Raw genomic sequence first — 25,285 nt, forward strand, 5'->3', positions numbered from 1 at the left:
GTTTCGGCCCAAAAGAAACCAAGCCCTACCACTACCAACTCGACCACCTCGGCACCCCGCAGGAACTGACCAGCCCCGAGGGCGAAATCGTCTGGTCCGCTCACTACCGCGCCTACGGCCAGATCGCCCGGCTCGACGTAGGCAAAATCGACAATCCACTGCGCTTTCAAGGGCAGTATTTCGATGCGGAAAGCGGCCTGCACTACAACCGCCATCGCTACTACAATCCGGATATTGGTCGCTACCTGACACCGGACCCGGTGAAGTTGGCGGGAGGGATCAATGGGTACCGGTATGTGCCCAATCCTACGGGGTGGGTAGACCCTCTGGGGCTGAACCCTAATTGCCCTGGCCAAGGAAAGAACAACCAAACCTGTGCAGTACACACTGACCCCAATGTCCCAAATCTCTCTCGTAGAGGAGCATTCAGAGAAGCTAAAAGAGATGCCAACATACCAATGTCACAACAACCTGACGTTCTGATAGATTCGGACTCCGGGTTACCGAAGCAATATGGCATAGTCAAGATGTCGGATATGAACGGCCGAAAAATTTTAAACAGCTCAGGAAAACCTATTAACACTAGGGTATACCAATACACGAGAGCAGATAATTCTAAAGTGCTAATTCAGGACCATTCGGCCGGGCATAAATTCGGTTCTGAAAACGGGACAGGAGACCAAGGCGCTCACTTTAATTTGCGCCCTATTGATACACCTCGAACTGGTAAGATACCAGGAGCAAAAGACCATTATTTATTCAAGGACAAGAAATGAAAAACTGGAATAACCTTGATGGCTCTATCTTTTTCAACAAAGTATTCAGCCGACCTATTGAAGTCGGAAAAGCTTACATACACTCGCTCCGCATAGAAAATGATCTGAATGATTTCGGCATCGGTTTTGACATACCAGACTTTCCTGACCGGCTCCCCGAAAAATGGAAAGACAAAGGATATAACACATGCAGAATTGGATTGACCTGCTCCAACATTACCGAACTAAAAATAATAAACCTTCCTCTCAGAGAAGTTTTTAACATAGAAATACTAAAAGAAAACGAGCATTTCTTTTTCACAGCGAAATCGAAAAATGCATCTGTTGAATTCAAGGCTAAATGGCTATCCCTATCCGGCCCCTCGGTCTATATGAACTGCCCTGGACCAGAAGATCACAACTGGTCAGACGACTCCATATAAAAACCCATGAGCTTATTTACGAAACCGCAACTATGAGAGCCATAGCAAAGGCCAATTCGCCCTGCCCTCCAGCCCAATCTACACTCCATCCATGTTGTTTCAACGGACAGAGGATTCACCACCATGGGCAAACGTCACCCCAACCTCCCCGCCTGGCAATGGCGTCAGTACCCACAGAACCATCAGCACCCAACCAACCTGGCGTTGCACCTGATTGCCGTGCCGCTGTTTATCGTCGGTTTCCTACTGATCGTGTCGGGCGTGTTCAGCCTGAGCCTGGCCAGCTTCGCGGTCGGTGTGATTGGCATTGTCGCGGGCCTGGCGTTGCAGCGTCACGGCCATAGCCTGGAGGCCCAGGCCAGTGAGCCGTTCAGTGATCGTAAAGATGCGGTGCAGCGTCTGGTGGTCGAGCAGTTCGTGACCTTCCCGCGCTTTGTGCTCAGCGGTGGCTGGTGGCGCGCCTGGCGGCAGCGGCACCACCACTGACCGGCGGGTTCAGGCGAACACCACCACGGTCTGGCGGCTGAGGGCGATCAACTCGCCGGTCGGGCTCCACAACGCAGCGGCCGCGTGGCCATAGCCGTCGCGGGCGTGTTCGATGTTGACGTGGTACTGGCACCAGTCGAGCGTAGTCAGGTCTTGCAGCGGCTGGATGAACTCGATGGTCCAGGTCAGGGTGCTACCCGGCGCGGGCTTTTTGAGGTGTGGCAGTAGCGCCGGCGGCCAGGCGTCGACCAGGGCGAGGATGTACGCCTCGGTCAGTGGCTCTTCTTTTACATCCCCTCTCAACCGTACCCAACCGCCCATCTCGCGAGATTTATTGCCGGTAAACGGCAGGCCACCCACACTCCAGCGCATTGCCAGGTGGCGCATGAATTCGGGGGTAACACCCTTGATATAGGGCAGTTCCTGGCATTCATCCCAATGTTTGAATACCGGTGGCGGCTCACTTGCCACGTCAATTTCGGAGGGGCGAGAGGCGCCAAAACTGGCCTGGACCAGGGTCGCCACTTCACCGTTCTGCACCACGCGCCCGAGCAACTGGCTGACCGCCTTGCCTTCGCGCAGCACTTCGACTTGATAGCTGGCAGGTACATCCGGCGCTACCGGGCCGACAAAGGTGATGGCCAGCGAGCGCAGCGGTCGGTCCGCCGGCACCTGGGCGCGCAGCGCCTCGTACTGCAAGGCAGCGACCAGCCCGCCAAAGGTGGCCCGGCCCTGGGCCCATTCGGCAGGGATGGTGACATCCAGCGGATTGCTACGGGCAGCGTCGAGCAAATCACTAAAGCGCATGGCGACCTCACATCAAGAAAATCCTGGAGGAATCTTAACCATCGAATTGCACAGGCACAGCGCCCATTCCGGCCAAAAACCGGACCGGTTTAAAAACACTCGGCGCTGAGCGTGTCCAGCACACGGTCGGCCTTGCCTTGCGCCTTGAGCATGGTGCGCTGCCACACTGCTACGCAGGGTTGCAGGTCTGGCTCATGGCCGGCCTGGGCCAGCCACTGCCAACAGTCATGCCAGTTACCCAGCGCACTCTGGGCCTTCTTCAAGTGCGACAGGGCTTTGGTGGGTAATTTGTCCAGCTCGGGATACGCCTCGGCGGCATAGCGCACACGTTTGATCAGCAACCGTAGCCGGTGGCGGTCATGATCGGGGTCCTTCAAGGCGCCATCGAGTGCCTGCCATTGCTTGGCCAGGCGTTTCTGGATACGCGGGCGCAAGCCCTTGAGCAGTTTCTGGTGCTGGGATGCGCGGATAAACCGTGGGAACGCATCCAGGATCAGCAGCAAGTGCGCCAGCTCCGGGCTTTGCGCCACCTGGCGATAAGCCTCGGGCTGCAGACGCAGGCGTCGATCAGCCGCGTCGTGATAACCGTGCTGATGCAAATACGCCGCCAGCACCTCTCGGTCGCGTAGCGGCGTAGTCAGTTGGCCAACCGTGCTGGCGGCCAATTCAAGCTGTTCGACACCGGGCAGCCCGCGCAAAGGGCGCAACAGGCTGCGCAGGCGTCGCACAGTGGTGCGCAAATCATGCAAGGCTTCATCGTCAGTGACGGCGGCGAGGCGAGCCTGGCAGCTCAGTAACCCTACTTCCAGGCCAATGACCTGAGCGACTAACTGATTGACCAACGCTGACATCCTGCCCTCACTTTCCGATGAAAAATCCTGCCCGCTGCGGGGTCATCGCCCGGCGCGAGACTCACGAATGTAGAACCGCGCTTTCTCGGCCTTGTTGGAGCAGCCCTCGAACGCTTCAAACTGCTGCTGAGTCTTGGCGCCAGTCAACAGCGACAACGCCTTGGAGTAGCTGACAGTGCCGGCAAAACCTTCGGCCTTGGCCAGGTCCAGTTCTTTCCAGGCGGCGTCCAATTGCGAGCCACAGCTGTCGCGATACGCGGTTTTCCCGGCACAACCAGCCAAGGCCAGCACGATCACAGGCACACAGATCCAGGCTTTCATTGATGACACCTCAAATATACAAATTCAGTCGTAGCCTGTAGACGTTGCCTACAGGGAAAAGTGCCTTGTCCTTAGCCTGAAATCGGTAGTACCTATTGCCAGAGCATACCCGAGCCTGATCGCCAGCCTGGAAAAATCTTGCGCGCTGTCAGCAAGGATTGAAGCAGGCCCCTTGATGGGTGCATTGTGGGCCCCTGTTTTGCGAAGGATCTGGCCATGAAGAAACGTGTTGCCTTAGTGCTGGGCTCCGGTGGTGCCAGGGGCTACGCCCATATCGGGGTGATCGAGGAAATCGAACGACGCGGCTATGACATCGCCTGTATCGCCGGCTGCTCCATGGGCGCCGTGGTGGGTGGGATCTACGCTGCCGGCAAGCTCGACGAGTACCGCAACTGGATCGAAAGCCTGGACTACCTCGACGTCTTGCGCCTGGTGGACGTGAGCTTTCGCCTGGGAGCGATTCGCGGTGAGAAGGTGTTCGGGCAAATCCGCAAGATCGTCGGCGATATCAATATCGAGGAGCTGCGCATCCCCTACACCGCCGTCGCCACCGACCTCACCAACCAACAGGAGATCTGGTTCCAGGAAGGCTGCCTGCACCAGGCCATGCGCGCCTCGGCGGCCATCCCCAGCCTGTTCACCCCGGTGATGCAGGGCAATCGCATGCTGGTGGACGGCGGCCTGCTCAACCCGCTGCCCATCGTGCCGGTGGTGTCGAGCCATTGTGACTTGATCATTGCGGTCAACCTCAACGCCACCAACCAGAAGCACTATCAATTGCCGGTGATCCAGCGCCCGCCAGCGTTCAAGAGCCGCTTCAACAGCCTGGCCAAGTCACTGGGTTCGCACCTGCCGTTTCGCCGCAAACAGGCCGAGCAGTTGATGAAACTGGAACAAGAAGCCTTGCAGGCCCAGGCCGCCGAAATCAACCCGTGGCTGGAGTCTGCCGAACCCGAAGCCCAGCAACCTGCCGCGGCGCCGGAGAAAGCCGGCGCACCGAAGTCGGCGACCGGCTCGTTCATCATCGACAACGTCGGGCCTGCATCGCTGCTGGACCTGATCAACCAGAGTTTCGAGGTGATGCAAACCTCCTTGGCGCAATACAAGATCGCTGGGTATCCGCCCGATGTGCTGATCAACGTGCCGAAGCGGGTGTGCCGGTTTTTCGAGTTCTATAAAGCGCCGGAGTTGATTGCTTTGGGGCGGGAGATTGCCAGTGATACGTTGGATCGGTATGAAAGCGAACAGAGTTGAGCGTGTGGGTGTTGCGGATGGCCTCATCGCGGGCAAGCCCGGCTCCCACAGGGACATGCATTTCAACTGTGGGAGCTGGCTTGCCTGCGATGGCGCCAGCGCAGGCACCACAGATTCAGGCACCTAGCAACCGATACCCCACCCCCGCCTCAGTCACGATAAACCGTGGCCGGGTCGGGTCATCCGCCAGCTTCTGGCGCAGGTGCCCCACCACGATCCGCAGGTAGTGGCTGTCCTCGGTATGGGTTGGCCCCCAGATGTCCTTGAGCAATTGCTGTTGGGTAATCACCCGCCCCGGGTGGCGTGCCAACTGCGCCAGCACTGCGTATTCCTTGCGGGTCAGCGCCACTTCAGCTCCGTCGAGCAGCACGCGACGATAGGCCAGGTCGACCGTCAACGGGCCAAAATTCAAGGCGGCTTCCTGGGCCTCTCCGGCCGGTGCCTGGCGCAACAGCGCACGCACACGGGCAAGAAACTCCTGGATGCCGAACGGTTTGGTCACGTAGTCATTGGCGCCACCGTCGAGGGCCTCGACCTTCTGACCTTCGCTGGCCCGCACCGACAGCACCAGCACCGGCACCGTGGACCACTCGCGAAACTCGCGCAGCACCTGCTGACCGTCCATGTCGGGCAGGCCCAGGTCGAGCACCAGCAAATCCGGTTTGCTCAAGGCCGCCTGGGCCAGGCCTTCGTTGCCGGTGCCGGCTTCGATGACCTTATAGCCTTGGGAAGCCAGGCTGATGCGCAGAAATTTGCGGATCTGCGGTTCGTCATCAATGATAAGAATCGTCGCGGTCTGGCTCATGGTGTCTCATCAAAACCCATTAAAAAATCACCCCCCTGTAGGAGCGAGCTTGCTCGCGAAAAACCTCTAGGCACCGCGTGCATTCAGGACGTCATCATTATCGTTAACGACCTTCGCGAGCAAGCTCGCTCCTACAGGTTGTGTTCCAGGACAGGTGGTGTCGGCAACGGCAAAAACAAAGTGATGCAGGTGCCCCGCCCGTCAATGCCATCGGCCACGCTGATATGCCCACCGTGCGCGCCGACCATGCCCTGGCAGATCGCCAAGCCGAGGCCGGTGCCCTGTCCGCCTCGATCACCACGGGCAGCGGTGTAGAACATGTCGAAAATCTTCGCCCGCTCCTCCTCGGGAATCCCCGGTCCTTCATCCGCCACGGCAAAAAACAACTGCTCATCCTGCACCCCAGCCCGCAACTGCAAGCGGCCCTGGGGGGGCGAAAACCGTGCGGCGTTTTCCAACACGTTGACCAAGGCCTGCTCAATCAACGCCGCATGCACATACAACAAAGGCAGCTCCGGCGGCACATCGGTGCTCACCTGCAACGGCGCCAGCACGGCGCGCAGTCGCCCAAGGGCACTGCCGACAATATCGCCGGGCGACACCCAATCGCGTGCCAGTTTCAGCGCACCATGACCCAGGCGTGTCATGTCCAGCAGGTTCTGGATATAGCGGTCCAGGCGCTCGGCTTCATCACGGGTGCCTTCGAGCAATTCGCGGCGATCCTCCAGCGGGATGGCTTCACCCAGGGCCAGCAGGCTGTCGATGCTGCCGCGCATGGACGTCAATGGCGTGCGCAAATCGTGAGACACCGACGCGAGCAAAGCGCTGCGCAGTTGTTCGGTTTCGCCGTGCAGGCGCGCCGATTCCAGCTCCTGCCCCAGTTGTGCCCGCGCCAGCGCCTGGGCCAGCGGTTGGCTCAACGCGGTGAGTAAACGTCGACGTTGCCCGCTCAATTCCAGGCCAGGCTTGGCACTGACACCCAGCAACCCCAAGGGCCCCTCTTCACCCGACAACGGCCACCACCACCAACGCCCAAACGGCAAGGTGCCGGTGCCCATGCCGGCCGGCTGATCATGCTGCCAGGCCCAGTCGGCGGCGGCGCGTTCTGCTTCGGTGAGGGTCAACGGGCCACCGGTCTCGACCTTCCAGCCGCCCTGCCCGTCGCGATTGACCAGGCACAGGTCGAGGTCGTTCCAACCTTGCAGATGGTGGGCGGCGGCACTGATGACAGCTTGGCGGTCGGTGGCAGCGGTGAGCTTGCGCGACAGGTCGAGCAGCTCGCTGGTTTCTTCCTGGGTATCGCGCAACGCCTGCAACTGGCGGCGCTGGCGTGCGGCGAGGTTGCCGGTCAACGCTGCCATCAACAGGAAGAACAACAGGGTCAGCACGTCTTCTTCGCGCTGGATGGCGAAGGAAAAATTCGGCGGAATAAACAGAAAATCGTAAGTCAAAAACGACAGTGCCGCACACACCAGGGACGGCCCCAGGCTGCTGCGCACCGCCACCAGCAGCACGGCGGCGAGAAATACCAAAGAGATGTTCGGCAGCGCCAACGCACTGGACACGGCCCAGGCCACTGCGGCAGCGGCGAGGGTCGCCACCACCGCCAAGGCGTAATCGAACCACACCAACCCGCGTACCTCCGGCAGACGTGGCGGTGCAGGCATGTCATCGCTGTCGAGGACGTTGATTTCCAAACCGCGGGCATTGCGCAACAGGCGTGCCGCCAAGCCGCCACCGAACAGGCGCCGCCGCCAGCGCATCCGTGACTGCCCCACCAGCACTAAACTGGCACGGCGTTCAACGGCGTGCTGGATCAGGGTCTTGGCCACTTCCCCAGCGCGCAGCAACACCACTTCCCCGCCCAGCCGCTCTGCCAGTTGCTGAGCGTTTTGCAGGCGCAGGCGCGATTGCTCATCCCGAGCACGGCCGTTGTCGATGTGCACCAGGCTCCAGGGCAAATGCCGACGCTGGGCCACGCGGCTGGCATGGCGCACCAGTCGTTCGGCTTGCGCATCGCCATCCACACCGACCAACAGGCGCCCACGCACTGCCGGCGCGGCCTGGCCGAGTTGGCGGTAGCCCTGGGCCAAGTCATCGTCGACGTGGGCGGCGGCGGTTTGCATGGCCAGTTCGCGCAGGGCCATGAGGTTGGTCTGGGTGAAAAACGCATCGATGGCCGCACGCGCCTGTTCGGGCACATACACCTTGCCGTCACGCAGGCGCTCGAGCAGCTCGCGAGACGGCAGGTCGATCAGCAACAGTTCGTCGGCCTCTTGCAGCACCCAGTCCGGCAGGGTTTCGCGCACTTGCACACCGGTAATGCCACGCACCTGGTCGTTGAGGCTTTCCAGGTGCTGGACGTTGACCGTGGTGAACACGTTGATGCCGGCGGCGAGCAGTTCCTGGATGTCTTGCCAGCGTTTTTCATGACGGCTGCCGGGGGCGTTGCTGTGGGCCAGCTCATCCACCAGCACCAGCTTTGGCTTGGCGGCGAGCAGGCCGTCGAGGTCCATTTCTTCGAGCATCACGCCACGGTATTCGCTGCGCAACAGCGGTTGTTGCGGCAGGCCGCTGAGCAAGGCTTCGGTCTCGGCGCGGCCGTGGGTTTCGACCACCCCAGCGATCAGACGCACGCCCTGGCGCAGTTGGGTATGGGCCGCCTGGAGCATGGCGTAGGTCTTACCCACACCGGGCGCGGCGCCGAGGAAGACTTTAAGCCGGCCACGGCCGTCCCGGGGCAGATCGGCTAACAGGGCATCGGCGCGGCCGGCGTCGCTCATGCTCGGGGGTTCCTTCAGGTATTGATGGAGAGTCTTCAAGGCCGCCATCGCGGGCAAGCCCGGCTCACACAGTGGAATGCATTCTAAATGCGGGAGCCGGGCTTGCCCGCGATGGCGGTCGCAAGGCTTACAACGTTTCCAAAGCCATGTTCAGGGCCAGGACATTTACGACAGGCGGGCCAACCAACGGGCTTTCGATGTGCTCATCCAGCAACCGCTGCAAGGTCGACACCGGCACATTTCGCGCCGCCGCCACTCGCGCCAGTTGATAGGCAATCGCCTGCGGTGGCAAGTGTGGATCAAGGCCGCTGCCGGAGGTGGTCAGCGAGGCCAGTGGCACCGGGCCCTGGCCAGGCACTGACTGCTTGCTGGCGTCCTCGAATATGCGAGTCGCCAAGGCCGGATTGCTGGGGCCCAGGTTACTGGCACTGCTGGACACGGTGGCAAAAGCACCGGCTGACGGGCGTGGGTGAAACCAGCGGTCACCAGTGAAGTCCTGGGCGATCAGGCTGGAGCCACGCACCTTGCCGCTGGCGTCGCGCACCAGGCTGCCATTGGCTTGATCGGGGAAGGCCACTTGGGCCACGCCGGTGACTACCAGCGGGTAGGCCACGCCGGTGATCAGGGTCATGAGTACCAGCAAGCTCAGGGCTGGGCGGATGATGTTGGACATTTCAGACTCCTCAATTCAGTGGTGCGGTGGGACGCGGAGCGTCCGGGGCGGCGGCGTTCCCACGCGGAGCGTGGGAACGATCAGCGGCCAGGTCAAACCAGGTGCAGCGCGGTCAGTAGCATGTCGATGGCCTTGATGCCCACGAACGGTACCAACAGCCCGCCCAGCCCGTAGATCAGCAGATTGCGCCGCAACAACGCCGCCGCACTCGCCGCCTGCACGCGCACACCGCGCAGGGCCAATGGGATCAGCACCACGATAATGAGCGCGTTGAACACGATGGCCGAGAGGATCGCGCTCTGTGGGCTCTGCAAGTGCATGATGTTGAGCACGCCCAGTTGCGGGTAGATCGAGGCGAACAGCGCCGGCAGGATCGCGAAGTACTTGGCCACGTCGTTGGCGATGGAAAAGGTCGTCAGCGCGCCACGGGTCACCAGCAGTTCCTTGCCGATCTGCACCACGTCCAGCAGCTTGGTCGGGTCGCTGTCGAGGTCGACCATGTTGGCGGCTTCGCGCGCGGCCTGAGTGCCGTCGTTCATCGCCATGCCGACGTCAGCCTGGGCCAGCGCCGGGGCATCGTTGGCGCCATCGCCACACATAGCAACCAGGCGTCCATCGTTCTGCTCATGGCGAATACGCGCGAGTTTCTTCTCTGGCGTGGCTTCGGCCAGCACATCGTCCACCCCCGCTTCAGCGGCAATCGCGGCGGCGGTCAGCGGGTTGTCGCCTGTGACCATCACGGTACGAATCCCCAGCTTGCGCAACTCGGCAAACCGTTCGCGGATACCGGGCTTGACCACGTCCTTGAGATGGATCGCCCCCAGCAACTTGCCATCGGCGCACACCAGCAAGGGCGTGCCGCCGCTCTGGGCGATCTTGTCGATTTCCCGCGACAGCGCAGGCAGCAGGTCGCTGCGTTGCTGGCCGATAAACGTCAGCAGCGAGTCCACCGCGCCTTTACGGAACACACGGCCCTGATAGTCGACACCGGACAAACGGGTCTCGGCGCTGAAGGGCACGGCGGTCAACGCCTCCAGGCTCGGCTCGGCCTGGGGGTGCAAGGCGCGCAGGTATTCAACAATGGACTTGCCTTCCGCCGTGTCATCCGCCAGGGACGCCAGCAGCGCGCCTTCGGCCAATTCCCGGCCACTGACGCCAGGCGCTGCGACCACGGCCGAGCAACGGCGGTTACCAAAGGTGATGGTGCCGGTCTTATCCAGCAGCAACACATGCACATCCCCCGCCGCTTCTACCGCGCGGCCAGACTTGGCGATCACGTTGAGACGCACCAGGCGGTCCATGCCGGCAATCCCGATGGCCGACAACAAGCCGCCAATGGTGGTGGGAATCAGCGTCACCAGCAGTGCGACCAGGAACACCAGCGGCAAGCTGCCATTGGCAAAGTGGGCGAACGGCTGCAGGGTCACCACCACCAGCAGAAAGATCAGGGTCAGGCCGATCAGCAGAATATCCAGCGCAACTTCGTTGGGGGTTTTCTGGCGTTTGGCGCCTTCCACCAGCGCGATCATACGGTCCAGGGTGGACTCGCCCGGGTTAGCGGTGATGCGGATGAGCAGCCAGTCCGATACCAACCGCGTGTTGCCGGTAACCGCTGAGCGGTCGCCGCCAGACTCGCGGATCACCGGGGCGGATTCGCCGGTAATCGCCGCTTCGTTGACCGCCGCAATCCCTTCGACGACCTCGCCGTCACCGGGGATCATTTCCCCGGCGGCAACACGTACCACATCGCCCTTGCGCAGGCTGGTGGCCGGCACCACCTTGAAGCTGCCATCGGCTTCCTGGCGTCGGGCGCTCAAGCCTTCGCTGCCAGCCTTGAGGCTGTCGGCGCGGGCCTTGCCGCGGCCTTCGGCCAGGGCTTCGGCGAAGTTGGCGAACAGCACGGTGAACCACAGCCACACCGCGATTTGCACCGCAACAAAGGTGGGCACGGTGGTATCGGGCACGAAGCACAACACGGTGGTGAGGATGGCGGTCAGTTCGACCACCAGCATCACTGGCGAGCGTTGCAGTTGGCGTGGATCGAGCTTGACGAACGCCTGGACCAGCGCCGGGCGCCAGAGAGCCGAGATGGCGGTTTTGGCAGGCTCCTGGGGTTTGACCGGGGCCGCGTTTTTTGCAGGCATATTCATTTTCATATCCCTTAACTAGAAGCCCATGCTCAAGTGTTCAGCGATGGGACCCAACGCCAGCGTCGGCAGGAAAGTCAGGCCGCCCACCAGCAAAATGGTCACGGTCAACAGGGTCACAAACAGCGCGCCATGGGTTGGGAAGCTGTTCTGGCCAATCGGTGCGGCTTTCTTCATCGCCAGGCTGCCGGCCAGGGCCAGTACCGGGAGGATGTAGCCAAAGCGGCCGATCAACATGCCCAGGCCCAGCATCAGGTTATGGAACGGGGTGTTGGCGCCGAGGCCGGCAAACGCCGAACCGTTGTTGGCACTGGCCGAGGTGTAGGCGTACAGCAATTGACTGAAGCCGTGGGGGCCTGGGTTACTGATGGCGCCTGCCGGGCCGGGCAAGCTGGCGGCAATGGCACTCAACACCAATACGCCGACCGGCATCACCAGAAGGGTCACCACCAGCAATTGCACTTCCTTGGCCTGGAGTTTCTTGCCCAGGTATTCCGGGGTGCGGCCGATCATCAGGCCGGCGAGGAACACCGCGATCAACACGTTAAGCAACATGCCGTACATACCGGCACCGACACCGCCGAAGATCACTTCGCCGACCATCATGTTGACCAGCGCCACCATCCCACTCAGCGGGCTGAGGCTGTCCTGCATACCGTTGACCGAACCGTTGGAGGCCGCAGTAGTGGTCACCGACCACAGCACGGTACCGGTTGTGCCGAAACGTGTTTCCTTGCCTTCCAGCGGTGCGGTTTGCTCCACCGCCGGGTTGTTCAGGGTTGGATTGGGCTGGTACTCGGACCACAGCGACGTCGCGCCGCCGATCAAGAACAGCGCCAGCATGCACGCGAGGATCGCCCGGCTCTGGCGCAGGTCCTTGACGTAATGGCCGAAGGTAAACACCAGTGCCACCGGGATCAGAATGATCGAGGCCACTTCAAACAGGTTGGCCCAGGCGGTCGGGTCTTCGAACGGATGCGCCGAGTTCACGCCGAAGAAGCCACCGCCGTTGGTGCCCAATTGCTTGATCGCAATCTGGCTGGCGGCCGGGCCCAGGGGAATCACTTGGTCCACGCCCTGCAGCGTGACGGCATCAACATAGTGGGCGAAGGTTTGCGGCACGCCCTGCCATACCAGAAACAGTGCGAGCACCAGGCACAACGGCAGCAGGCCGTAGAGGGTGGCGCGGGTCATGTCGACCCAGAAGTTGCCCAGGGTCTGGGCAGATTTGCGCCCGATCCCACGGCAAAGTGCGACCAGCACGGCCAGGCCGGTCGCGGCGCTGACGAAGTTCTGCACCGTGAGGCCGGCCATCTGACTTAGATAACTTAGGGACGCCTCACCGCTGTAGTTCTGCCAGTTGGTATTGGTCATGAAACTGACGGCGGTATTAAACGCCAAGGTCCATTCCTGGCCCGGCAGGTTTTGCGGGTTCAGCGGGAGGGAGCCTTGAAATAACAGAATAGAGAACAGCAGCAGGAAGCCGGCGAGGTTGAATGCGAGCAAGGCCAGCATGTACTTCTGCCAGCTTTGTTCCTGCTGTGCGTCCACACCCGACAGGCGATAACAGGCGCTTTCCACCGGCCCCAGCACCGGGCTGAGCCAGGTGCGCTGGCCCTCCATCACCTTGTAGTAGAACCGCCCCAGGAACGGAGCCGGCACCAGTACCACGGCAAAGAAGGCGATGATCAGCCAATAGTCATAACTGTGCATAGCCGCTCCTAGTTCCGATCCGCGCGTAACAGCGCAACCAGCAGATAAATGAACAGCGCCACGGCCAATAGCAGTGACACCCCGTCCAGAACACTCATGGAAGTCTCCCCGTCTTGCGGCGATTGCCGCGTGTGGGGGCATTGTCCGCAGGAGGGGTGTAAAGGAACGAGAGCGAGGTGGTGGGTGGGGCGTAAAGATGGCGTAAAGAGTGGGTTTACGCGGGGTTTACAGCGGGATTTGCAGTGGCTGGGAGGGCCTCTTCGCGGGCAAGCCCGGCTCCCACATTCGACTGCGTTCTTTCAGTTAACACTCGGTCAAGTGTGGGAGCGGGCTTGCCCGCGAAAGCGCCCGCCAAGTCACCACCGCACTTATGTGGTGCAACTCATGCCACATTCAAACGCCAAACCGTCCCCCCGGCGACATAGGCACTGCTTTACGACATAGTTCTGAGGCTTGGCATAACCACTGCAACACCTTGAATCATTCCAAACGGTTCAGGGAGCACCCCACAATGAACACACAACTCAAACCCACCTTGGGCACCCTGCACCTATGGGGCATCGCCGTCGGGCTGGTGATCTCCGGCGAATATTTCGGCTGGAGCTATGGCTGGGGCGTCGCCGGGACCTTAGGGTTTCTGGTGACATCATTAATGGTCGCCGCGATGTACACCTGCTTTATCTTCAGCTTCACCGAACTGACCACTGCGATTCCCCACGCCGGAGGCCCCTTTGCCTACAGCCGTCGCGCCTTCGGTGAGAAAGGCGGCTTGATTGCCGGCCTGGCCACTTTGATCGAATTCGTCTTCGCCCCGCCCGCGATTGCCCTGGCCATTGGCGCGTACCTGAACGTGCAATTCCCGGCACTCGACCCCAAGCACGCCGCCGTCGGTGCATATATCGTGTTCATGGGCCTGAATATCCTCGGGGTGAAACTTGCCGCCACCTTTGAGTTGGTGGTCTGCGTGCTGGCCGTCGCCGAACTGCTGGTATTCATGGGCGTAGTCGCCCCGGCGTTCAGCTTCAGCAATTTTGCCCTCAATGGCTGGGCCGGTTCCGACACCTTCAGTGCCCCGGCGATTGCCGGTATGTTTGCCGCCATCCCCTTCGCGATCTGGTTCTTCCTCGCCATCGAAGGCGCGGCCATGGCCGCCGAAGAAGCCAAGGACCCCAAGCGCACCATTCCGAAGGCCTACATCAGCGGCATCCTCACCCTGGTGATCCTGGCCATGGGCGTGATGTTCTTCGCTGGCGGGGTGGGTGACTGGCGCACCCTCTCGAACATCAACGACCCACTGCCCCAGGCGATGAAAACCGTGGTGGGTGACAGCTCCGGCTGGTTGCACATGCTGGTATGGATTGGCCTGTTCGGCCTGGTGGCAAGCTTCCACGGCATCATCCTCGGCTACTCGCGCCAGTTCTTCGCCCTGGCCCGTGCCGGTTACCTGCCGTCTTTCCTGGCCAAACTCTCACGTTTCCAGACACCGCACCGGGCCATCCTCGCCGGCGGCGTGGTGGGCATCGCCGCCATCTACAGCGACGGCCTGATCAACCTGGGCGGCATGACCCTGACCGCCGCGATGATCACCATGGCGGTGTTCGGTGCCATCGTCATGTACATCATGAGCATGCTCAGCCTGTTCAAACTGCGTAAGACCGAGCCACTACTGGAACGCACCTTCCGCGCGCCGGGCTACCCCATCGTGCCGGGCATTGCGCTGGCGCTAGCGGTGGTATGCCTGGTGGCGATGGCCTGGTTCAATGCCTTGATCGGGCTGATCTTCCTGGGCTTTATGGCGGTGGGCTTTATCTACTTCCAGATGACCGCACAAGACCGCATCGATGCGCCGGCGGATGCAATGTTGACCGGACAGTAGCGCCTATGAGGCAGAACGGGCCTACACTGAACTACTCAGAAAGCCCGTCACTCAAAGCAGTGATTACCGTGGGAAAATTCTCCCACGAACCTCTGCCTCAAGGAGCGTCTTATGCCGTGGTATGCATGGTTGATTATGGTAGTAGCGATCGGGTCGATCGTCGGTGGCCTGATGATGCTGCGTGACAGCGCCAACAAGGTGGAACTCACCGACGAACAACGTAAACGCGTAGCCGAGCGCAATGCGCAGGCAGATGCCAAGGATGCGCAGGATCGCTAAATCTTGCGTTACTCCCAATCCGCCTTGGCAATATGCAAGCCGTGCTGCCCCTTGTAGGCAGCACGTTCCGGTTGGCTTCAGCCATTGAGCAACTCATCCTCCAACCGGTAGATCTCCACCCCCAACGGACGGCACACCGTCAGCGGATCCTGCGCATCCGGCCCCCACATCGGTAGCGACAAATCCCCGCCAGGGCACGTCGACAACGCACAGAGCAGATCAATCTCGGCAAAAAACTCCAGGTAATCGCCCTTCTTCGCCGGACAGGCTTTCATAAAGTACATGTCATCCTGATTGAGCCCGGTGCACTGGAAAATATTCAACACGTCATGCACATCGAACTCCGTCAGCCCATGGGGCAATACCGCACGGGTCAGGTTCGAGTGGCAATGGTGATGAAAGTCCTCCCCGGTCAACATACGGTTCACATAGGGGTCGCATCGCGTGCCCAACAAATCGTGCAAACGCCCCCCGTGCTCATCAATGCCGTAGCTGGCCAGGCTGTCATCGGTGATCGTGACCAAGGGCCGTAGAAAAGGCAGGTTCGACCACAACCGATCATGAGTGCTGACATGGGCGCCTTGAAGCTGCCGGGTGCGCGCGGCCCACAAACGTTCGCGTGGGTCGTTAGCGTTCCAGACATTGAAATCCCCCACCTGCGGCCCCACCGGCGTGGTCACACGAAACACATGCCCCGCCGGCACCTTCCACGCCCTCCCCGTGCGGATCGGCACCTCGAACTGTTCGATCAACGTGCGCTGGGTTTTCTGATCACGAATACGCTCATAGAACGCCGTATCCACCTGCAACGCCGAACCTTTGCTGACCTGGTACGCGGCGGGATAGTCTTTGTACATGGGGCACTCCTCCATCAAGGTTGATCAAACAAAGCGAGAGAAAGGTGTTCCGAGTCATCCAGGTACAGACTCATCGCCTCGCTGGCGGCCTGGGTTTGGTTGCGGGTTAGCAATGTGTATATCTCATGGTCACGCTCCAGCCAGGGTGATTGGAAACGTTGCTCGTCAGGCGCGGCGCAGAACGCCAGGCGCAACTGGGCAATCACCTGGGCGAAGAACTCGTCGAACAACGGGCTGCCCATCAACGCGACGATCTGTTGGTGAAACATCAGACTGTGGGTGGCCACGGCTCGCCAATCTTCGCGCTCCCGGGCCAGGGTGGTGGCGTCGATGGCGTTTTGCATACGGCCTGATTGAGCGTCCGTCAGCGGGCCGCATTGGGCTATGGCCTGCAATTCCAGGGTGCGGCGGACGACGAAAAGGTCGCGCACTTCTGCTCGCTCCAAGCGCCGAACCATGACGCCCTTGTTGCGGACATAGCGAGTAAGGCCCTCCTGGCCGAGACGATGCAGCGCCTCGCGAATCGTATTGCGTGATGCGTTGTAGGCCTTGACCAGATCGACCTCGATCAACGGCATGCCTGGTAACAGCCGGCCGCCTATGATGTCGGCGCGCAGCTCCAGGGCGATTTGGTCGGCTAAAGATAAAGTGAGTGGCATTGTTACCTCGAGATTGTTGAACAATCACTGAGGAAGAGGTAACCACGTTTCGTGCCAATGCTGCGTCAGTGAGGAAATCGCAAGGTCGGTTAGTTAAAGGAAAGGCCGGTGTATGACCGGCCCTCCGCGCTGTTTTCAGATCCTCAATTAATAACCAGCCTGTCGCGATTCTTTTCCAGCAATGCCTTGCCGATGCCTTTCACTTCCAGTAACTCATCCACCGCCGTGAACGGGCCGTTGCTCTCGCGATAGGCGATGATTGCCTTCGCCTTGGAAGCACCAACGCCGAACAGATCGCGGCGCAGGGTTTCGGCGTCGGCAGCGTTGAGGTTGACCTTGGAAGATTGTTCGGTCTTGGTCATCTGGGTGGAGATGGGGGTTGGGGGCTCTGGCTTGATGGACGGCGCAGCGGTGGTGGCGATGGAGAAGCTGGTGAGGAAGGCGAAGATGAGGGATGAGAGGTAGAGGTTTTGCATTGGTGACGCTCCATGACATCGGTTAGAGAAAAAAGCAGCTTTTCCGAAGCTGCTTTTCTAACTTAGGTGATGTTTGGGGCGAGTCAAAAATGAATGAGTTACAGGGTGTGAGTACACGCCCTAGAGGCGAATCGCCTCCAGCCCTGCTGATTCCTCACTTGGCCGGTGTGAACACTATTGAGCGATACAAGATGCTCGTGCCTAACTCGCTGATGGATACATCATCAGAGTTGATGGTAATCACGTGGGAACCCGCTGAGAGGAAGTACAACCTCGACGGTTTCAAAATCCGTACTTTTAATCACTTTTTTGAAAATACCTGCTGATCATCGACCAAGATCGCAAGAGGTTGCTCCTGTTGATTGAGCATAAACTCGATTTTGAAACTGGTAGGCCCGTCTTCAAAGACTCAGGTTGCAATTTTTTTGGGCTGCACCCCAGACACAACGGGCAAATTGCTGACGGGGGAGGGCCTTCCAGCGTAAGCTGCGAAGAGAGGAGCATCCACCCATTAAAATCTTTCAATGCCTTTTCAACTGGGGTTTCAGGAGCCGCTTGAACTGGCAGCGCTTCGCTTCGAAACTTTATATAGGATATAGGGCTTGAGCCAGTGAGTAAGGACTTCCGTATGGGCTCCCTTACCCTCCTGATTCGTATGGTAGTTAGTATCAAAAAATAATCCACGCCTATACATGAAGGAACACGGATAACCGATATAAGGCATTCCTATTTTCTCAAGTTCGATCTCTAATGCCGCCAACTTATCTGTGTACGCGGGTGTGCCGTAGACATCAAACTTTATTGTCGCCGGAGGGAGAGCCAGCAACAACACGCCCTTCGACTTGCACCAGACCTGAAACTCTTTCAGAAGTTTCCAGTTATGTTCAGAGGCAAAAATAGCAGCTATTCTTGCCTCTCAGGGGGCGGCGAGACGCCCGTCGCTTATGCTTTTCGTCAAGAAAAGCCTTATTATTAGAGTGCTGATCACCATAGGGAGAGCAAAAAATCACTGTAGACACTATAGATGTACGGAGATACTTTCTTTTGGAAAGACTCTTTAATCGGGGTCATCAGGTGCTTAAGTGAAACCGAAATTAGAAATTGTAGTTTTCTTTAACTGACAATGTCCGAAAATAGTTCGGATCAAGAGCGAGATAGTCAATAAAAGTGCTTGTCAACCGTACACCCCCGCATAAGTAAGATACTCCGGACTGAGTACGACGACGCCCCCATATTTAGCTCCCCCTTTATGTGATCCAGCATATACTCAAGCGGCAAGATAGCGCGGCTTACAAAAATTGACCGAATGAATACCCGTCGCCTTATACACTTCTTCGGCATTGATATAAAGTTCCCACTTGACTCCGAAATGAATACTAACTTACCCTCTGCCGAGTCGTTTACATCCTGCAATTTTTTCGTAACCAGCGCTCTGGTCCAATGGATACGCTTTGCGGGGCATTCCCAGCAGAAAGTAGAACAATGCAGTCCAAACCGCAGACAAGAAAGTAATCGTACCCAAAACACTGACGATGTAGACAAACGGAATTCTCACTGACATAGCCATCAAAAGTTAAATACATGAACTGGGAAGGCGTCGCCGAGAAAAACTGGGATAAGGCAACAGCAAATACCAAACCTACAATCAACCCTGTTCGCCAAGGCAGGGTAAACGATCAGCTCTTCTCATCTTCTTTCAGGGAGTATTCAAGTGCGGGCCGAAACCTCCTGAAAGCTGCTGTGTGGTGGGAGCCAACCAGACAATGGCCAGCAATACCGCCAACAGCATCACCCTGCCAACGCTTCACCCCTCTATAGTCACCGCATTGATGAAGAATACAGTCCCTCTACCCAACCCGCTCATGTCGACCAAGGCGGATACCTGTGGGTAAACCACTTGCAGCTGGGTGATACCCCACATGAAGTCGGTCGAAACCCTGCTCATGTCCCACCCTGCATTCCCTGTCATCGACCCAATATAAGGTTCGCGGAATGCACATCCTCAGCTCAAAGAACACCCATGCGAACATCGTCACGGCGAACGTGATAGCGATGCTTAATACCCTTGCAGGTGTTTTTGCAATTGAGCTGGTACGGGTGAGGCAAATCAGCTTGCGTAGTGAATACGAGGTATGGTTAACAACTAAATAGGCCTCGTCCAATGCGCCCAAAATAATAAAGCTAAGACTAGCACCTGCCATCCCCCCCAAAAGTATCGTGAGCCAGAAATTCAAATACCGGCGATCTTTGCCTTTACGATTGCCCCCCAACGAAAAATAGAGATAGTCACGTAAAAAGTGGGATAACGTGATATCCCATCGCCTCCAAAACTCAATGATACTGGTTGATTTGTAGGGAGAGTTGAAGTTGATGGGCAATCGAAATAGCAATGACAGCCCAATCGCCATATCAGAATAGCCAGAAAAATCAAAACACAGTTGTAACATATTAAGACAGCGTGGCCATTCACGAGTCCAGAAAGAGCGGCGCAATACATATTGCCATCCCGGGCGCGCCGTACACCTCAGTCACACCCGTGGCCATGCTGTCTACTAACACCACTTTCTTGAATAGACCAATGCCAAAGATCGTGATGCCAACCGCATAGTTTTCAACATTAATACCCCACGGCTCAAGAATTGAGGCAAAAACTGTTTGTGGTGAACAATAGGGCCGGCAATCAAGTGAGTGAAGAACGTAACAAGAAGGTAATTCGGAGAGTTAAACAGCATATTGCGCTATTCTGGATAATCAAAAGCCCGACGACTATGTCGCAAAAAATTATATTATGGAACTGTCTTCAGATACAATGCCAGCACCTAAGATGCGTTTCTGTCGTTGGCAGTAAGGCCGCCTGTAAAGTGCGCCGGCCAGATGACTCAACTACAAATCTTGCTGGTTAAAAAACGAGCAGTCGGCCGAGCTATTCATGATTATCGGTACTTTGGCGCGGCAAATACCATCACAGCCGCCCCCCGCTCTACATACCTCTTGAGACGCCGCTCAGTTCGCTATAATCTACGCAGGCGCAGCTAGCCAACCCTTTATGGTCATCAGTACATTGCCGGCCCCTAGCGAGACAGGCACTAGACAAGGAAAAGATATGAACACTGGCGCTTTTTTGATAGATAAACATTTTTTTGATGACGATGAGGTAAAAAACATCGCTGAACTGGCTCTTTCCTTGGAGCAGAAGAAATCCAGTGTTCATGAGGGTGGTAAATACAAAGACATTCAATGGCACAAGGTAGACTTGGACCCGGAGCACACGCCGTTCGCCGCAAAAATTTATGAGTTCCTAGGCGCCGAAAAGAATGGAATTTGCGTCTTTTACTACTTGTCCCCTGGAGCAGTGCTGCACCCTCATCGCGACCTGACTGGTGCCTCTAGTAATGCAAGACTTCGTTTCCATATTCCGATCATTACAAATGACAAAGTATTTTTTAACGTATCCAAAGAACGAGTCGTCATGTCCCCAGGTGAACTGTGGGCACTAGACACGTCATTTTTGCACGAAGTAAAAAATGAGAGCCCGCACACCCGAGTACACATTGTTGTCGAATGTCAGGTCAGCGAAGCCGTAAAAAGTCATCTACCTCGCAAGAATATTTTTGGCCGGATACACGACCTCTATTTCGTGGCGATATTGGCGTTCAGCTTCTTGAAATCTATTTTGATTAACATCTGGAAAGATCCAAAGTACTTCATGGCGCAAATGCACATGCTCAAAAAATTCATCGCATGGCGCGTTTTCGGCAAGAAGAATGTAAAGTAATCCCCCCCTGCCGGATTAACCTTGGTACACACCTCCGCTGTTATGTAGCCTAAAAATTATAAATAATCAAAGGCTACACAACGGAGCGAATCCTCCCAACAGCAGCAATAAGCACTGCAACCCATCAGGGCCGCTGACTTATGGCTTCAAGCGCCTCTGCTGATAGAACCAATCAACGATCTCACCCTCAGGCGTATACCCGCTAACCATTTCACGAAGCAGCTGTCTGATAAGGGAATAGTCCCCCGTGTCTATGGCCTTCAGTAACTCCGAAAGCTTAACTTTCAGTACGTCCCACGGCAGGTAGTCTTCATTCGCACTCATGATCATCGAGTGCTGAGTCGCAATCACGTTATCGCCAATCAACAGCTCCTCATAGAGTTTCTCACCCGGTCTCAGCCCGGTAAACTCAACTGCGATATCGCCATGCGGGTTTTTCACCGACCGAACACTCAAACCTGAAAGGTGAATCATTTTCTCCGCCAGTTCGGCGATTTTAACTGGTTCACCCATATCCAGTACGAAGACATCTCCGCCACGGCCCATTGAGCCGGCCTGAATGACTAACTGAGCAGCCTCAGGAATGGTCATAAAGTAACGCGTGATACTTGGATGAGTGACTGTTAAAGGACCACCAGACTTTATTTGCTTGTGAAACAGTGGAATTACCGAACCGGAAGATCCTAATACGTTGCCAAAGCGAACCATAGTAAAGCGGGTTTTATTGACCCTCGAAACATTGGACTTGTCATTAAAAAATATAGGAGCCAGCTCATTACTAAGCGCCTGCAATGTCATTTCAGAGAGGCGCTTAGTACTCCCCATTACATTCGTCGGGCGCACAGCCTTATCCGTAGAAATCAGCACAAAATTGGGAACACCTGCCTGCAGAGCAGCCTGTGCAGTGCTAAGCGTGCCAATAACGTTATTAAGAATCCCCTCTGAAATATTATGCTCAACCATCGGCACATGCTTATAGGCCGCCGCATGATAAACCGTGTCAACACTCCAGCACTTCATGATTTCCAGTAGCTTTTCTTGGTCACGAACGGTACCCAGGATTGGAATGACTTTGAGTGTCAGTGATTCACGTGCGATCCGTTGCTCCAACTCAGACAAGACACTGTATAAATTGAATTCGCTATGTTCGAACAATAAAAGTGTCTTGGGGTTTAACGTCAATATCTGACGGCATAGCTCAGAACCAATAGAACCACCGGCTCCGGTTACCAGTACATTTTTTTCTTTTATACAACGCTCAAGCAGTTCCTCTTGAGCAGGTACCGCATCGCGCCCCAGCAAATCCGCGATATCAACCTCTTGGATATCGTCGACCTTGACTCGTCCGCTAGCCAAGTCCATAAAACCGGGGACACTGCGAACGTGCACGGAATGTGACTCTAGAAACCCCAGTATTTCACGGCGTCGGCCACGTGAAGACGATGGCACTGCCAGTAGGATCTCTTGTGCTCCTGTTGTTTCTATCATCCGCTGTATATGTTTGGGCTTATAAACCTGCAAGCCCGATATGATGCGGTCAGCAATACTGCTGTCGTCATCGATGAACGCTACCGGTCGCATCACTCTGCCCATGCGCAGCGCCGCAACCAACTGATTGCCCGCAGCACCCGCGCCATAGATGGCAACTTTCGGTAATCCGTCATCACGACTGGTGAACGGAACGTATTGCGACGCTGCAAACCAGTCACCCAAAAAATATTGGCGCATGCTTAACCGAAGCCCGCCAATCGTAATCAGGCTCAACCACCAGTAATTAAATATTATTGAACGAGGAATTATATTCTGGTGGTTGCTGTACCAGTAAACCACCACCCCCAGAATCAGCGATGACAAGCTAACAGCCTTGACAATAGCAACTAACGCATCATTACCGAAGTAACGCATGACTGCACGATACATACCAAAACGTACAAACAAAGGAATAGCGACAAGTGGGGCGCTGATAAATAACCAAAGGTCATTGGTGAAGGGATTGCTCATCTCATCAACCCCTAAACGCACTACGAACGCCATCCATAGCGCCAACCAAACGAGTAAAACGTCCGCCAGGACCTGAATTGCTCGCTTATGACGTCGAGGTAACCCAAGTAAAAACACTCGCAACTTATCCATAACGCCCTCACCCACCACGTAAAGCTCCTGTACAACCTGCACGCTTAAAATAGAGTACTTATCAAACCTGCTGTTATCGTCGTCGATCGCTGGCGACACACGGTCTGTCCATCTGTACTGCCAGGCCTAGACTTGGTCGGTGCTCGCCAACCGCATAACCTGCCGGATGATGACGCACGTCTTGTCTACCTCTGCGTCTGTCAGCGTAGGGTGAACAAGGAACATCAAGCTAGTTTCACCCAATTCCTTTGCCACGGCCAACCGCTCAGACGGACGCCATCCGGTATTGTCAAAAGCCTTCTCAAGGTAAACCTCTGAACAAGAGCCCGAAAAACACGGCACCCCGAGCGCACTGATTTCAGAAAGTATGCGGTCCCGGCTCCAACCCTCTCTGAGGACTTCTGGCCTGACAAATACGTAACATTTATAAGCCCCGTGGTTGATGTCAACAGGAGTCTTTGGTACACGAAGTACCGGAAATTTGGCGGCACAGTCCCAGATACGCTTCGCGTAGCCGATACGCGTCTCTTGCCATTGCTGCATTCTGCGTAACTGAATGCGACCGATGACGGCCTGCACTTCAAGCATACGCCAGTTTGTACCAAAGCTTTCGTGTACCCAGCGGAATCCCGCCGGATGCTCGCGCTCATAGACCGCATCCCAACTCTTACCGTGGTCCTTGAACGACCACATCTTCGACCATAGGTCACGATCGTTAGTCGTCACCATGCCACCCTCGCCGCCAGTTGTCATGATTTTGTCCTGACAAAAGGACCACGCCCCTATATGCCCAATGGAACCGACTGACCGTCCCTTATACTTCGCTCCATGCGCTTGAGCACAATCTTCGATGACCTTGAGGCCACTACGATCCGCTAACTCCATAATAGGGTCCATATCACAGGGCCATCCGGCTAAATGAACACAGATGATGGCTCGTGTGCGCGGCGACAGAACAGCCTCGATGGTTTGCGCAGTGAAATTCTGAGAGTTAGGGTCCACATCAGCAAATATTGGAGTTGCCCCTGCATTGACGATACTGGAGACAGAGGCCAGAAACGTCCGAGGCGTAACAATTACTTCGTCACCGGCTCCGATTTCAAGTACTTTAAGGGCTAGATCGAGCGCCACGGTGCCGTTTGCCAGAGCAATCGCATATTCGGTGCCAGTCCACGCAGCAAACTCTTTTTCAAATTCGCGGCCTTCCACACCCGTCCAATAGTTGACCTTATTGGACAAAATCACATCCCGAACGGCATCGGCTTCTTCAGTAGTGAAAGACGGCCAGGGAGAAAATGGTGAATTGAGCATCCTTACACCCACACTTAATATTTAAAGAAACCATGGCAGGACTTTCGCCCCAGGCGATTGGCACGAACCATCTTACGCAGAAGCGGATGAGCGCGGTATTTGGGATCGCCAGTTTCATCATGCAACGTTTCCATAATGGAAAGGCAGACGTCATTGCCGATCAGGTCGGCCAAGGCTAATGGGCCAATGGGGTGGTTGGCGCCAAGACGCATAGCCTTGTCAATCTCCTCGGCTGAGGCTACATCCCCCGCCAGGATACCAATCGCCTCATTGATCATAGGGATCAACATACGATTTACAATGAATCCAGGCGCCTCATTAACAAGAACCGGATCCTTCCCAAGTTCGCGGGCAAAATTCAGCGCCCACTCGACTGTTTGGGCAGATGTACCTAATCCAGCAATCACTTCGGCCAACTTCATCACGGGCGCTGGATTGAAAAAATGAAGACCTACCACATTATAGGGATACTTTGTCAAGGCCCCCAGTTCTGTAATTGAAAGAGAGGAAGTATTGGAAGCAAGGATGGTTTCGGAGCCGCATATTTTAGAAAACTCGCTGAAAACCTTCGACTTCTCCGCCATGCTTTCCGAAACGGCTTCTATCATGCAATCTGCGCCAGCTAGATCGGCGTAACTGTCAGCAATAGAGATCTTCCTAAGAAACGCCGCCGCATCCTCTGCTGACAGTCGCTTCTTGTTCACCATGCGACCAAATTGAGCCTCCAGATCGCCAAGGCTGTTTGCCGCACGTTGGGTTGCGCTTCCTTTCCATACGATAGCGGTCACTAAGGCTGACTGGGCCAGAATTTGAACAATCCCCTTTCCCATTACGCCCGTCCCTACGACTGCAACCCGTACGCTCATTTTCTGCACCTCCAT

22 protein-coding genes and 1 pseudogene are annotated in these 25,285 nt (G+C 56.9%); 7 read left to right on the forward strand and 16 right to left on the reverse strand.

Annotated features, from left to right (window positions below; genetic code table 11):
• The 3 genes from BOP96_RS26640 to BOP96_RS26650 all read left to right on the forward strand — a co-directional run.
• On the forward strand, nt 1-776 hold a 776-nt coding region (locus BOP96_RS26640), incomplete at its 5' end, for an RHS repeat-associated core domain-containing protein (RefSeq protein ID WP_175563017.1).
• A complete protein-coding gene (locus BOP96_RS26645; RefSeq protein ID WP_034135145.1) occupies nt 773-1,198 on the forward strand; it encodes an Imm50 family immunity protein in 426 nt (141 codons plus the stop codon). The genes BOP96_RS26640 and BOP96_RS26645, both read left to right, overlap by 4 nt.
• Nucleotides 1,199-1,321: 123 nt before the next feature.
• Complete coding sequence (locus BOP96_RS26650) at nt 1,322-1,684, forward strand: Mpo1-like protein (protein ID WP_003189844.1); 363 nt, start codon at nt 1,322-1,324, stop codon at nt 1,682-1,684.
• A gap of 9 nt (nt 1,685-1,693) precedes the next feature.
• Here the strand turns inward: BOP96_RS26650 and BOP96_RS26655 are convergent, their stop codons facing one another.
• The 3 genes from BOP96_RS26655 to BOP96_RS26665 all read right to left on the reverse strand — a co-directional run bounded on the left by BOP96_RS26655 (nt 1,694) and on the right by BOP96_RS26665 (nt 3,663).
• The gene (locus BOP96_RS26655; RefSeq protein ID WP_073454503.1) at nt 1,694-2,491 is read right to left on the reverse strand and encodes an acyl-CoA thioesterase; all 798 of its coding nucleotides are present in this window, start codon (nt 2,489-2,491) and stop codon (nt 1,694-1,696) included.
• 89 nt (nt 2,492-2,580) lie between these two features.
• Entirely contained in the window at nt 2,581-3,342 is a 762-nt protein-coding gene (locus BOP96_RS26660; protein ID WP_073454505.1) for a CHAD domain-containing protein, read from the reverse strand.
• Between the two features lie 42 nt (nt 3,343-3,384).
• Nucleotides 3,385-3,663 carry a hypothetical protein gene (locus BOP96_RS26665; protein WP_003189839.1) on the reverse strand — a complete coding sequence of 93 codons (279 nt, stop codon included), beginning with the start codon at nt 3,661-3,663 and terminating at the stop codon, nt 3,385-3,387.
• A 216-nt stretch (nt 3,664-3,879) separates the two neighbouring features.
• Between BOP96_RS26665 and BOP96_RS26670 the strand changes: the two genes are divergently transcribed.
• Nucleotides 3,880-4,917: a patatin-like phospholipase family protein gene (locus BOP96_RS26670; RefSeq protein WP_003189836.1), complete on the forward strand. Its 1,038-nt coding sequence runs from the start codon at nt 3,880-3,882 to the stop codon at nt 4,915-4,917.
• Nucleotides 4,918-5,032: 115 nt separating this feature from the next.
• Here the strand turns inward: BOP96_RS26670 and BOP96_RS26675 are convergent, their stop codons facing one another.
• The 6 genes from BOP96_RS26675 to kdpF form a co-directional block, all read right to left on the reverse strand.
• Complete coding sequence (locus BOP96_RS26675) at nt 5,033-5,722, reverse strand: response regulator (RefSeq protein WP_073454507.1); 690 nt, start codon at nt 5,720-5,722, stop codon at nt 5,033-5,035.
• 131 nt (nt 5,723-5,853) lie between these two features.
• Entirely contained in the window at nt 5,854-8,505 is a 2,652-nt protein-coding gene (locus tag BOP96_RS26680; RefSeq protein WP_038449518.1) for a sensor histidine kinase, read from the reverse strand.
• A 127-nt stretch (nt 8,506-8,632) separates the two neighbouring features.
• The gene (gene kdpC / locus BOP96_RS26685) at nt 8,633-9,178 is read right to left on the reverse strand and encodes a potassium-transporting ATPase subunit KdpC (protein ID WP_014717642.1); all 546 of its coding nucleotides are present in this window, start codon (nt 9,176-9,178) and stop codon (nt 8,633-8,635) included.
• 92 nt (nt 9,179-9,270) lie between these two features.
• Entirely contained in the window at nt 9,271-11,328 is a 2,058-nt protein-coding gene (kdpB, locus tag BOP96_RS26690) for a potassium-transporting ATPase subunit KdpB (protein ID WP_014717641.1), read from the reverse strand.
• Nucleotides 11,329-11,343: 15 nt separating this feature from the next.
• Nucleotides 11,344-13,038 carry a potassium-transporting ATPase subunit KdpA gene (kdpA, locus tag BOP96_RS26695; RefSeq protein ID WP_060767577.1) on the reverse strand — a complete coding sequence of 565 codons (1,695 nt, stop codon included), beginning with the start codon at nt 13,036-13,038 and terminating at the stop codon, nt 11,344-11,346.
• Nucleotides 13,039-13,046: 8 nt separating this feature from the next.
• The gene (kdpF, locus tag BOP96_RS26700) at nt 13,047-13,136 is read right to left on the reverse strand and encodes a K(+)-transporting ATPase subunit F (RefSeq protein WP_003218754.1); all 90 of its coding nucleotides are present in this window, start codon (nt 13,134-13,136) and stop codon (nt 13,047-13,049) included.
• 413 nt (nt 13,137-13,549) lie between these two features.
• Between kdpF and eat the strand changes: the two genes are divergently transcribed.
• Together eat and BOP96_RS26710 are read left to right on the forward strand one after the other, a co-directional pair.
• Entirely contained in the window at nt 13,550-14,914 is a 1,365-nt protein-coding gene (eat, locus tag BOP96_RS26705; protein ID WP_014717639.1) for an ethanolamine permease, read from the forward strand.
• A 111-nt stretch (nt 14,915-15,025) separates the two neighbouring features.
• Entirely contained in the window at nt 15,026-15,193 is a 168-nt protein-coding gene (locus BOP96_RS26710; RefSeq protein WP_003172675.1) for a DUF2897 family protein, read from the forward strand.
• Between the two features lie 8 nt (nt 15,194-15,201).
• Here the strand turns inward: BOP96_RS26710 and BOP96_RS26715 are convergent.
• The 4 genes and pseudogenes from BOP96_RS26715 to BOP96_RS26730 all read right to left on the reverse strand — a co-directional run bounded on the left by BOP96_RS26715 (nt 15,202) and on the right by BOP96_RS26730 (nt 19,677).
• Nucleotides 15,202-16,050 (reverse strand): annotated as a pseudogene (locus BOP96_RS26715) (urea carboxylase-associated family protein).
• 14 nt (nt 16,051-16,064) lie between these two features.
• Nucleotides 16,065-16,709 carry a GntR family transcriptional regulator gene (locus BOP96_RS26720; protein WP_073454510.1) on the reverse strand — a complete coding sequence of 215 codons (645 nt, stop codon included), beginning with the start codon at nt 16,707-16,709 and terminating at the stop codon, nt 16,065-16,067.
• 143 nt (nt 16,710-16,852) lie between these two features.
• On the reverse strand, nt 16,853-17,185 hold the full coding sequence (locus BOP96_RS26725; protein WP_073454512.1) for a ComEA family DNA-binding protein: 333 nt from the start codon (nt 17,183-17,185) through the stop codon (nt 16,853-16,855).
• Between the two features lie 1,847 nt (nt 17,186-19,032).
• Complete coding sequence (locus BOP96_RS26730; RefSeq protein WP_003189809.1) at nt 19,033-19,677, reverse strand: MBOAT family O-acyltransferase; 645 nt, start codon at nt 19,675-19,677, stop codon at nt 19,033-19,035.
• Between the two features lie 611 nt (nt 19,678-20,288).
• On the opposite strand from BOP96_RS26730, the gene BOP96_RS26735 reads away from it, so the two are divergent.
• Complete coding sequence (locus BOP96_RS26735; RefSeq protein WP_003189807.1) at nt 20,289-20,960, forward strand: aspartyl/asparaginyl beta-hydroxylase domain-containing protein; 672 nt, start codon at nt 20,289-20,291, stop codon at nt 20,958-20,960.
• Between the two features lie 138 nt (nt 20,961-21,098).
• Here BOP96_RS26735 and BOP96_RS26740 read toward each other — a convergent pair whose 3' ends face one another.
• From BOP96_RS26740 to BOP96_RS26750, 3 genes are all read right to left on the reverse strand, one after another.
• Nucleotides 21,099-23,093 carry a polysaccharide biosynthesis protein gene (locus BOP96_RS26740; RefSeq protein WP_003189805.1) on the reverse strand — a complete coding sequence of 665 codons (1,995 nt, stop codon included), beginning with the start codon at nt 23,091-23,093 and terminating at the stop codon, nt 21,099-21,101.
• Between the two features lie 126 nt (nt 23,094-23,219).
• Nucleotides 23,220-24,404, reverse strand: a complete 1,185-nt coding sequence (locus BOP96_RS26745) for a DegT/DnrJ/EryC1/StrS family aminotransferase (protein WP_073454514.1) — start codon at nt 24,402-24,404, stop codon at nt 23,220-23,222.
• Nucleotides 24,405-24,418: 14 nt separating this feature from the next.
• On the reverse strand, nt 24,419-25,270 hold the full coding sequence (locus tag BOP96_RS26750; protein WP_073454516.1) for a 3-hydroxyacyl-CoA dehydrogenase NAD-binding domain-containing protein: 852 nt from the start codon (nt 25,268-25,270) through the stop codon (nt 24,419-24,421).
• Nucleotides 25,271-25,285: the final 15 nt, after the last annotated feature.

Origin of the sequence: Pseudomonas sp. FSL W5-0203 (genome assembly GCF_001896155.1) — a bacterium.
GTDB lineage: Bacteria > Pseudomonadota > Gammaproteobacteria > Pseudomonadales > Pseudomonadaceae > Aquipseudomonas > Aquipseudomonas paracarnis.

Excerpts from the sequence above, each read along its gene's own strand:
- eat (WP_014717639.1), top strand. The coding sequence starts at position 13,550 with ATGAACACACAACTCAAACCCACCTTGGGCACCCTGCACCTATGGGGC.
- BOP96_RS26745 (WP_073454514.1), bottom strand. The coding sequence starts at position 24,404 with ATGCTCAATTCACCATTTTCTCCCTGGCCGTCTTTCACTACTGAAGAA.
- BOP96_RS26645 (WP_034135145.1), top strand. The coding sequence starts at position 773 with ATGAAAAACTGGAATAACCTTGATGGCTCTATCTTTTTCAACAAAGTA.
- BOP96_RS26710 (WP_003172675.1), top strand. The coding sequence starts at position 15,026 with ATGCCGTGGTATGCATGGTTGATTATGGTAGTAGCGATCGGGTCGATC.
- BOP96_RS26655 (WP_073454503.1), bottom strand. The coding sequence starts at position 2,491 with ATGCGCTTTAGTGATTTGCTCGACGCTGCCCGTAGCAATCCGCTGGAT.
- kdpC (WP_014717642.1), bottom strand. The coding sequence starts at position 9,178 with ATGTCCAACATCATCCGCCCAGCCCTGAGCTTGCTGGTACTCATGACC.
- kdpA (WP_060767577.1), bottom strand. The coding sequence starts at position 13,038 with ATGCACAGTTATGACTATTGGCTGATCATCGCCTTCTTTGCCGTGGTA.
- BOP96_RS26720 (WP_073454510.1), bottom strand. The coding sequence starts at position 16,709 with ATGCCACTCACTTTATCTTTAGCCGACCAAATCGCCCTGGAGCTGCGC.
- kdpF (WP_003218754.1), bottom strand. The coding sequence starts at position 13,136 with ATGAGTGTTCTGGACGGGGTGTCACTGCTATTGGCCGTGGCGCTGTTC.
- BOP96_RS26680 (WP_038449518.1), bottom strand. The coding sequence starts at position 8,505 with ATGAGCGACGCCGGCCGCGCCGATGCCCTGTTAGCCGATCTGCCCCGG.
- BOP96_RS26740 (WP_003189805.1), bottom strand. The coding sequence starts at position 23,093 with ATGGATAAGTTGCGAGTGTTTTTACTTGGGTTACCTCGACGTCATAAG.
- BOP96_RS26650 (WP_003189844.1), top strand. The coding sequence starts at position 1,322 with ATGGGCAAACGTCACCCCAACCTCCCCGCCTGGCAATGGCGTCAGTAC.
- BOP96_RS26735 (WP_003189807.1), top strand. The coding sequence starts at position 20,289 with ATGAACACTGGCGCTTTTTTGATAGATAAACATTTTTTTGATGACGAT.
- BOP96_RS26675 (WP_073454507.1), bottom strand. The coding sequence starts at position 5,722 with ATGAGCCAGACCGCGACGATTCTTATCATTGATGACGAACCGCAGATC.
- kdpB (WP_014717641.1), bottom strand. The coding sequence starts at position 11,328 with ATGAATATGCCTGCAAAAAACGCGGCCCCGGTCAAACCCCAGGAGCCT.
- BOP96_RS26750 (WP_073454516.1), bottom strand. The coding sequence starts at position 25,270 with ATGAGCGTACGGGTTGCAGTCGTAGGGACGGGCGTAATGGGAAAGGGG.
- BOP96_RS26670 (WP_003189836.1), top strand. The coding sequence starts at position 3,880 with ATGAAGAAACGTGTTGCCTTAGTGCTGGGCTCCGGTGGTGCCAGGGGC.
- BOP96_RS26660 (WP_073454505.1), bottom strand. The coding sequence starts at position 3,342 with ATGTCAGCGTTGGTCAATCAGTTAGTCGCTCAGGTCATTGGCCTGGAA.
- BOP96_RS26665 (WP_003189839.1), bottom strand. The coding sequence starts at position 3,663 with ATGAAAGCCTGGATCTGTGTGCCTGTGATCGTGCTGGCCTTGGCTGGT.
- BOP96_RS26725 (WP_073454512.1), bottom strand. The coding sequence starts at position 17,185 with ATGCAAAACCTCTACCTCTCATCCCTCATCTTCGCCTTCCTCACCAGC.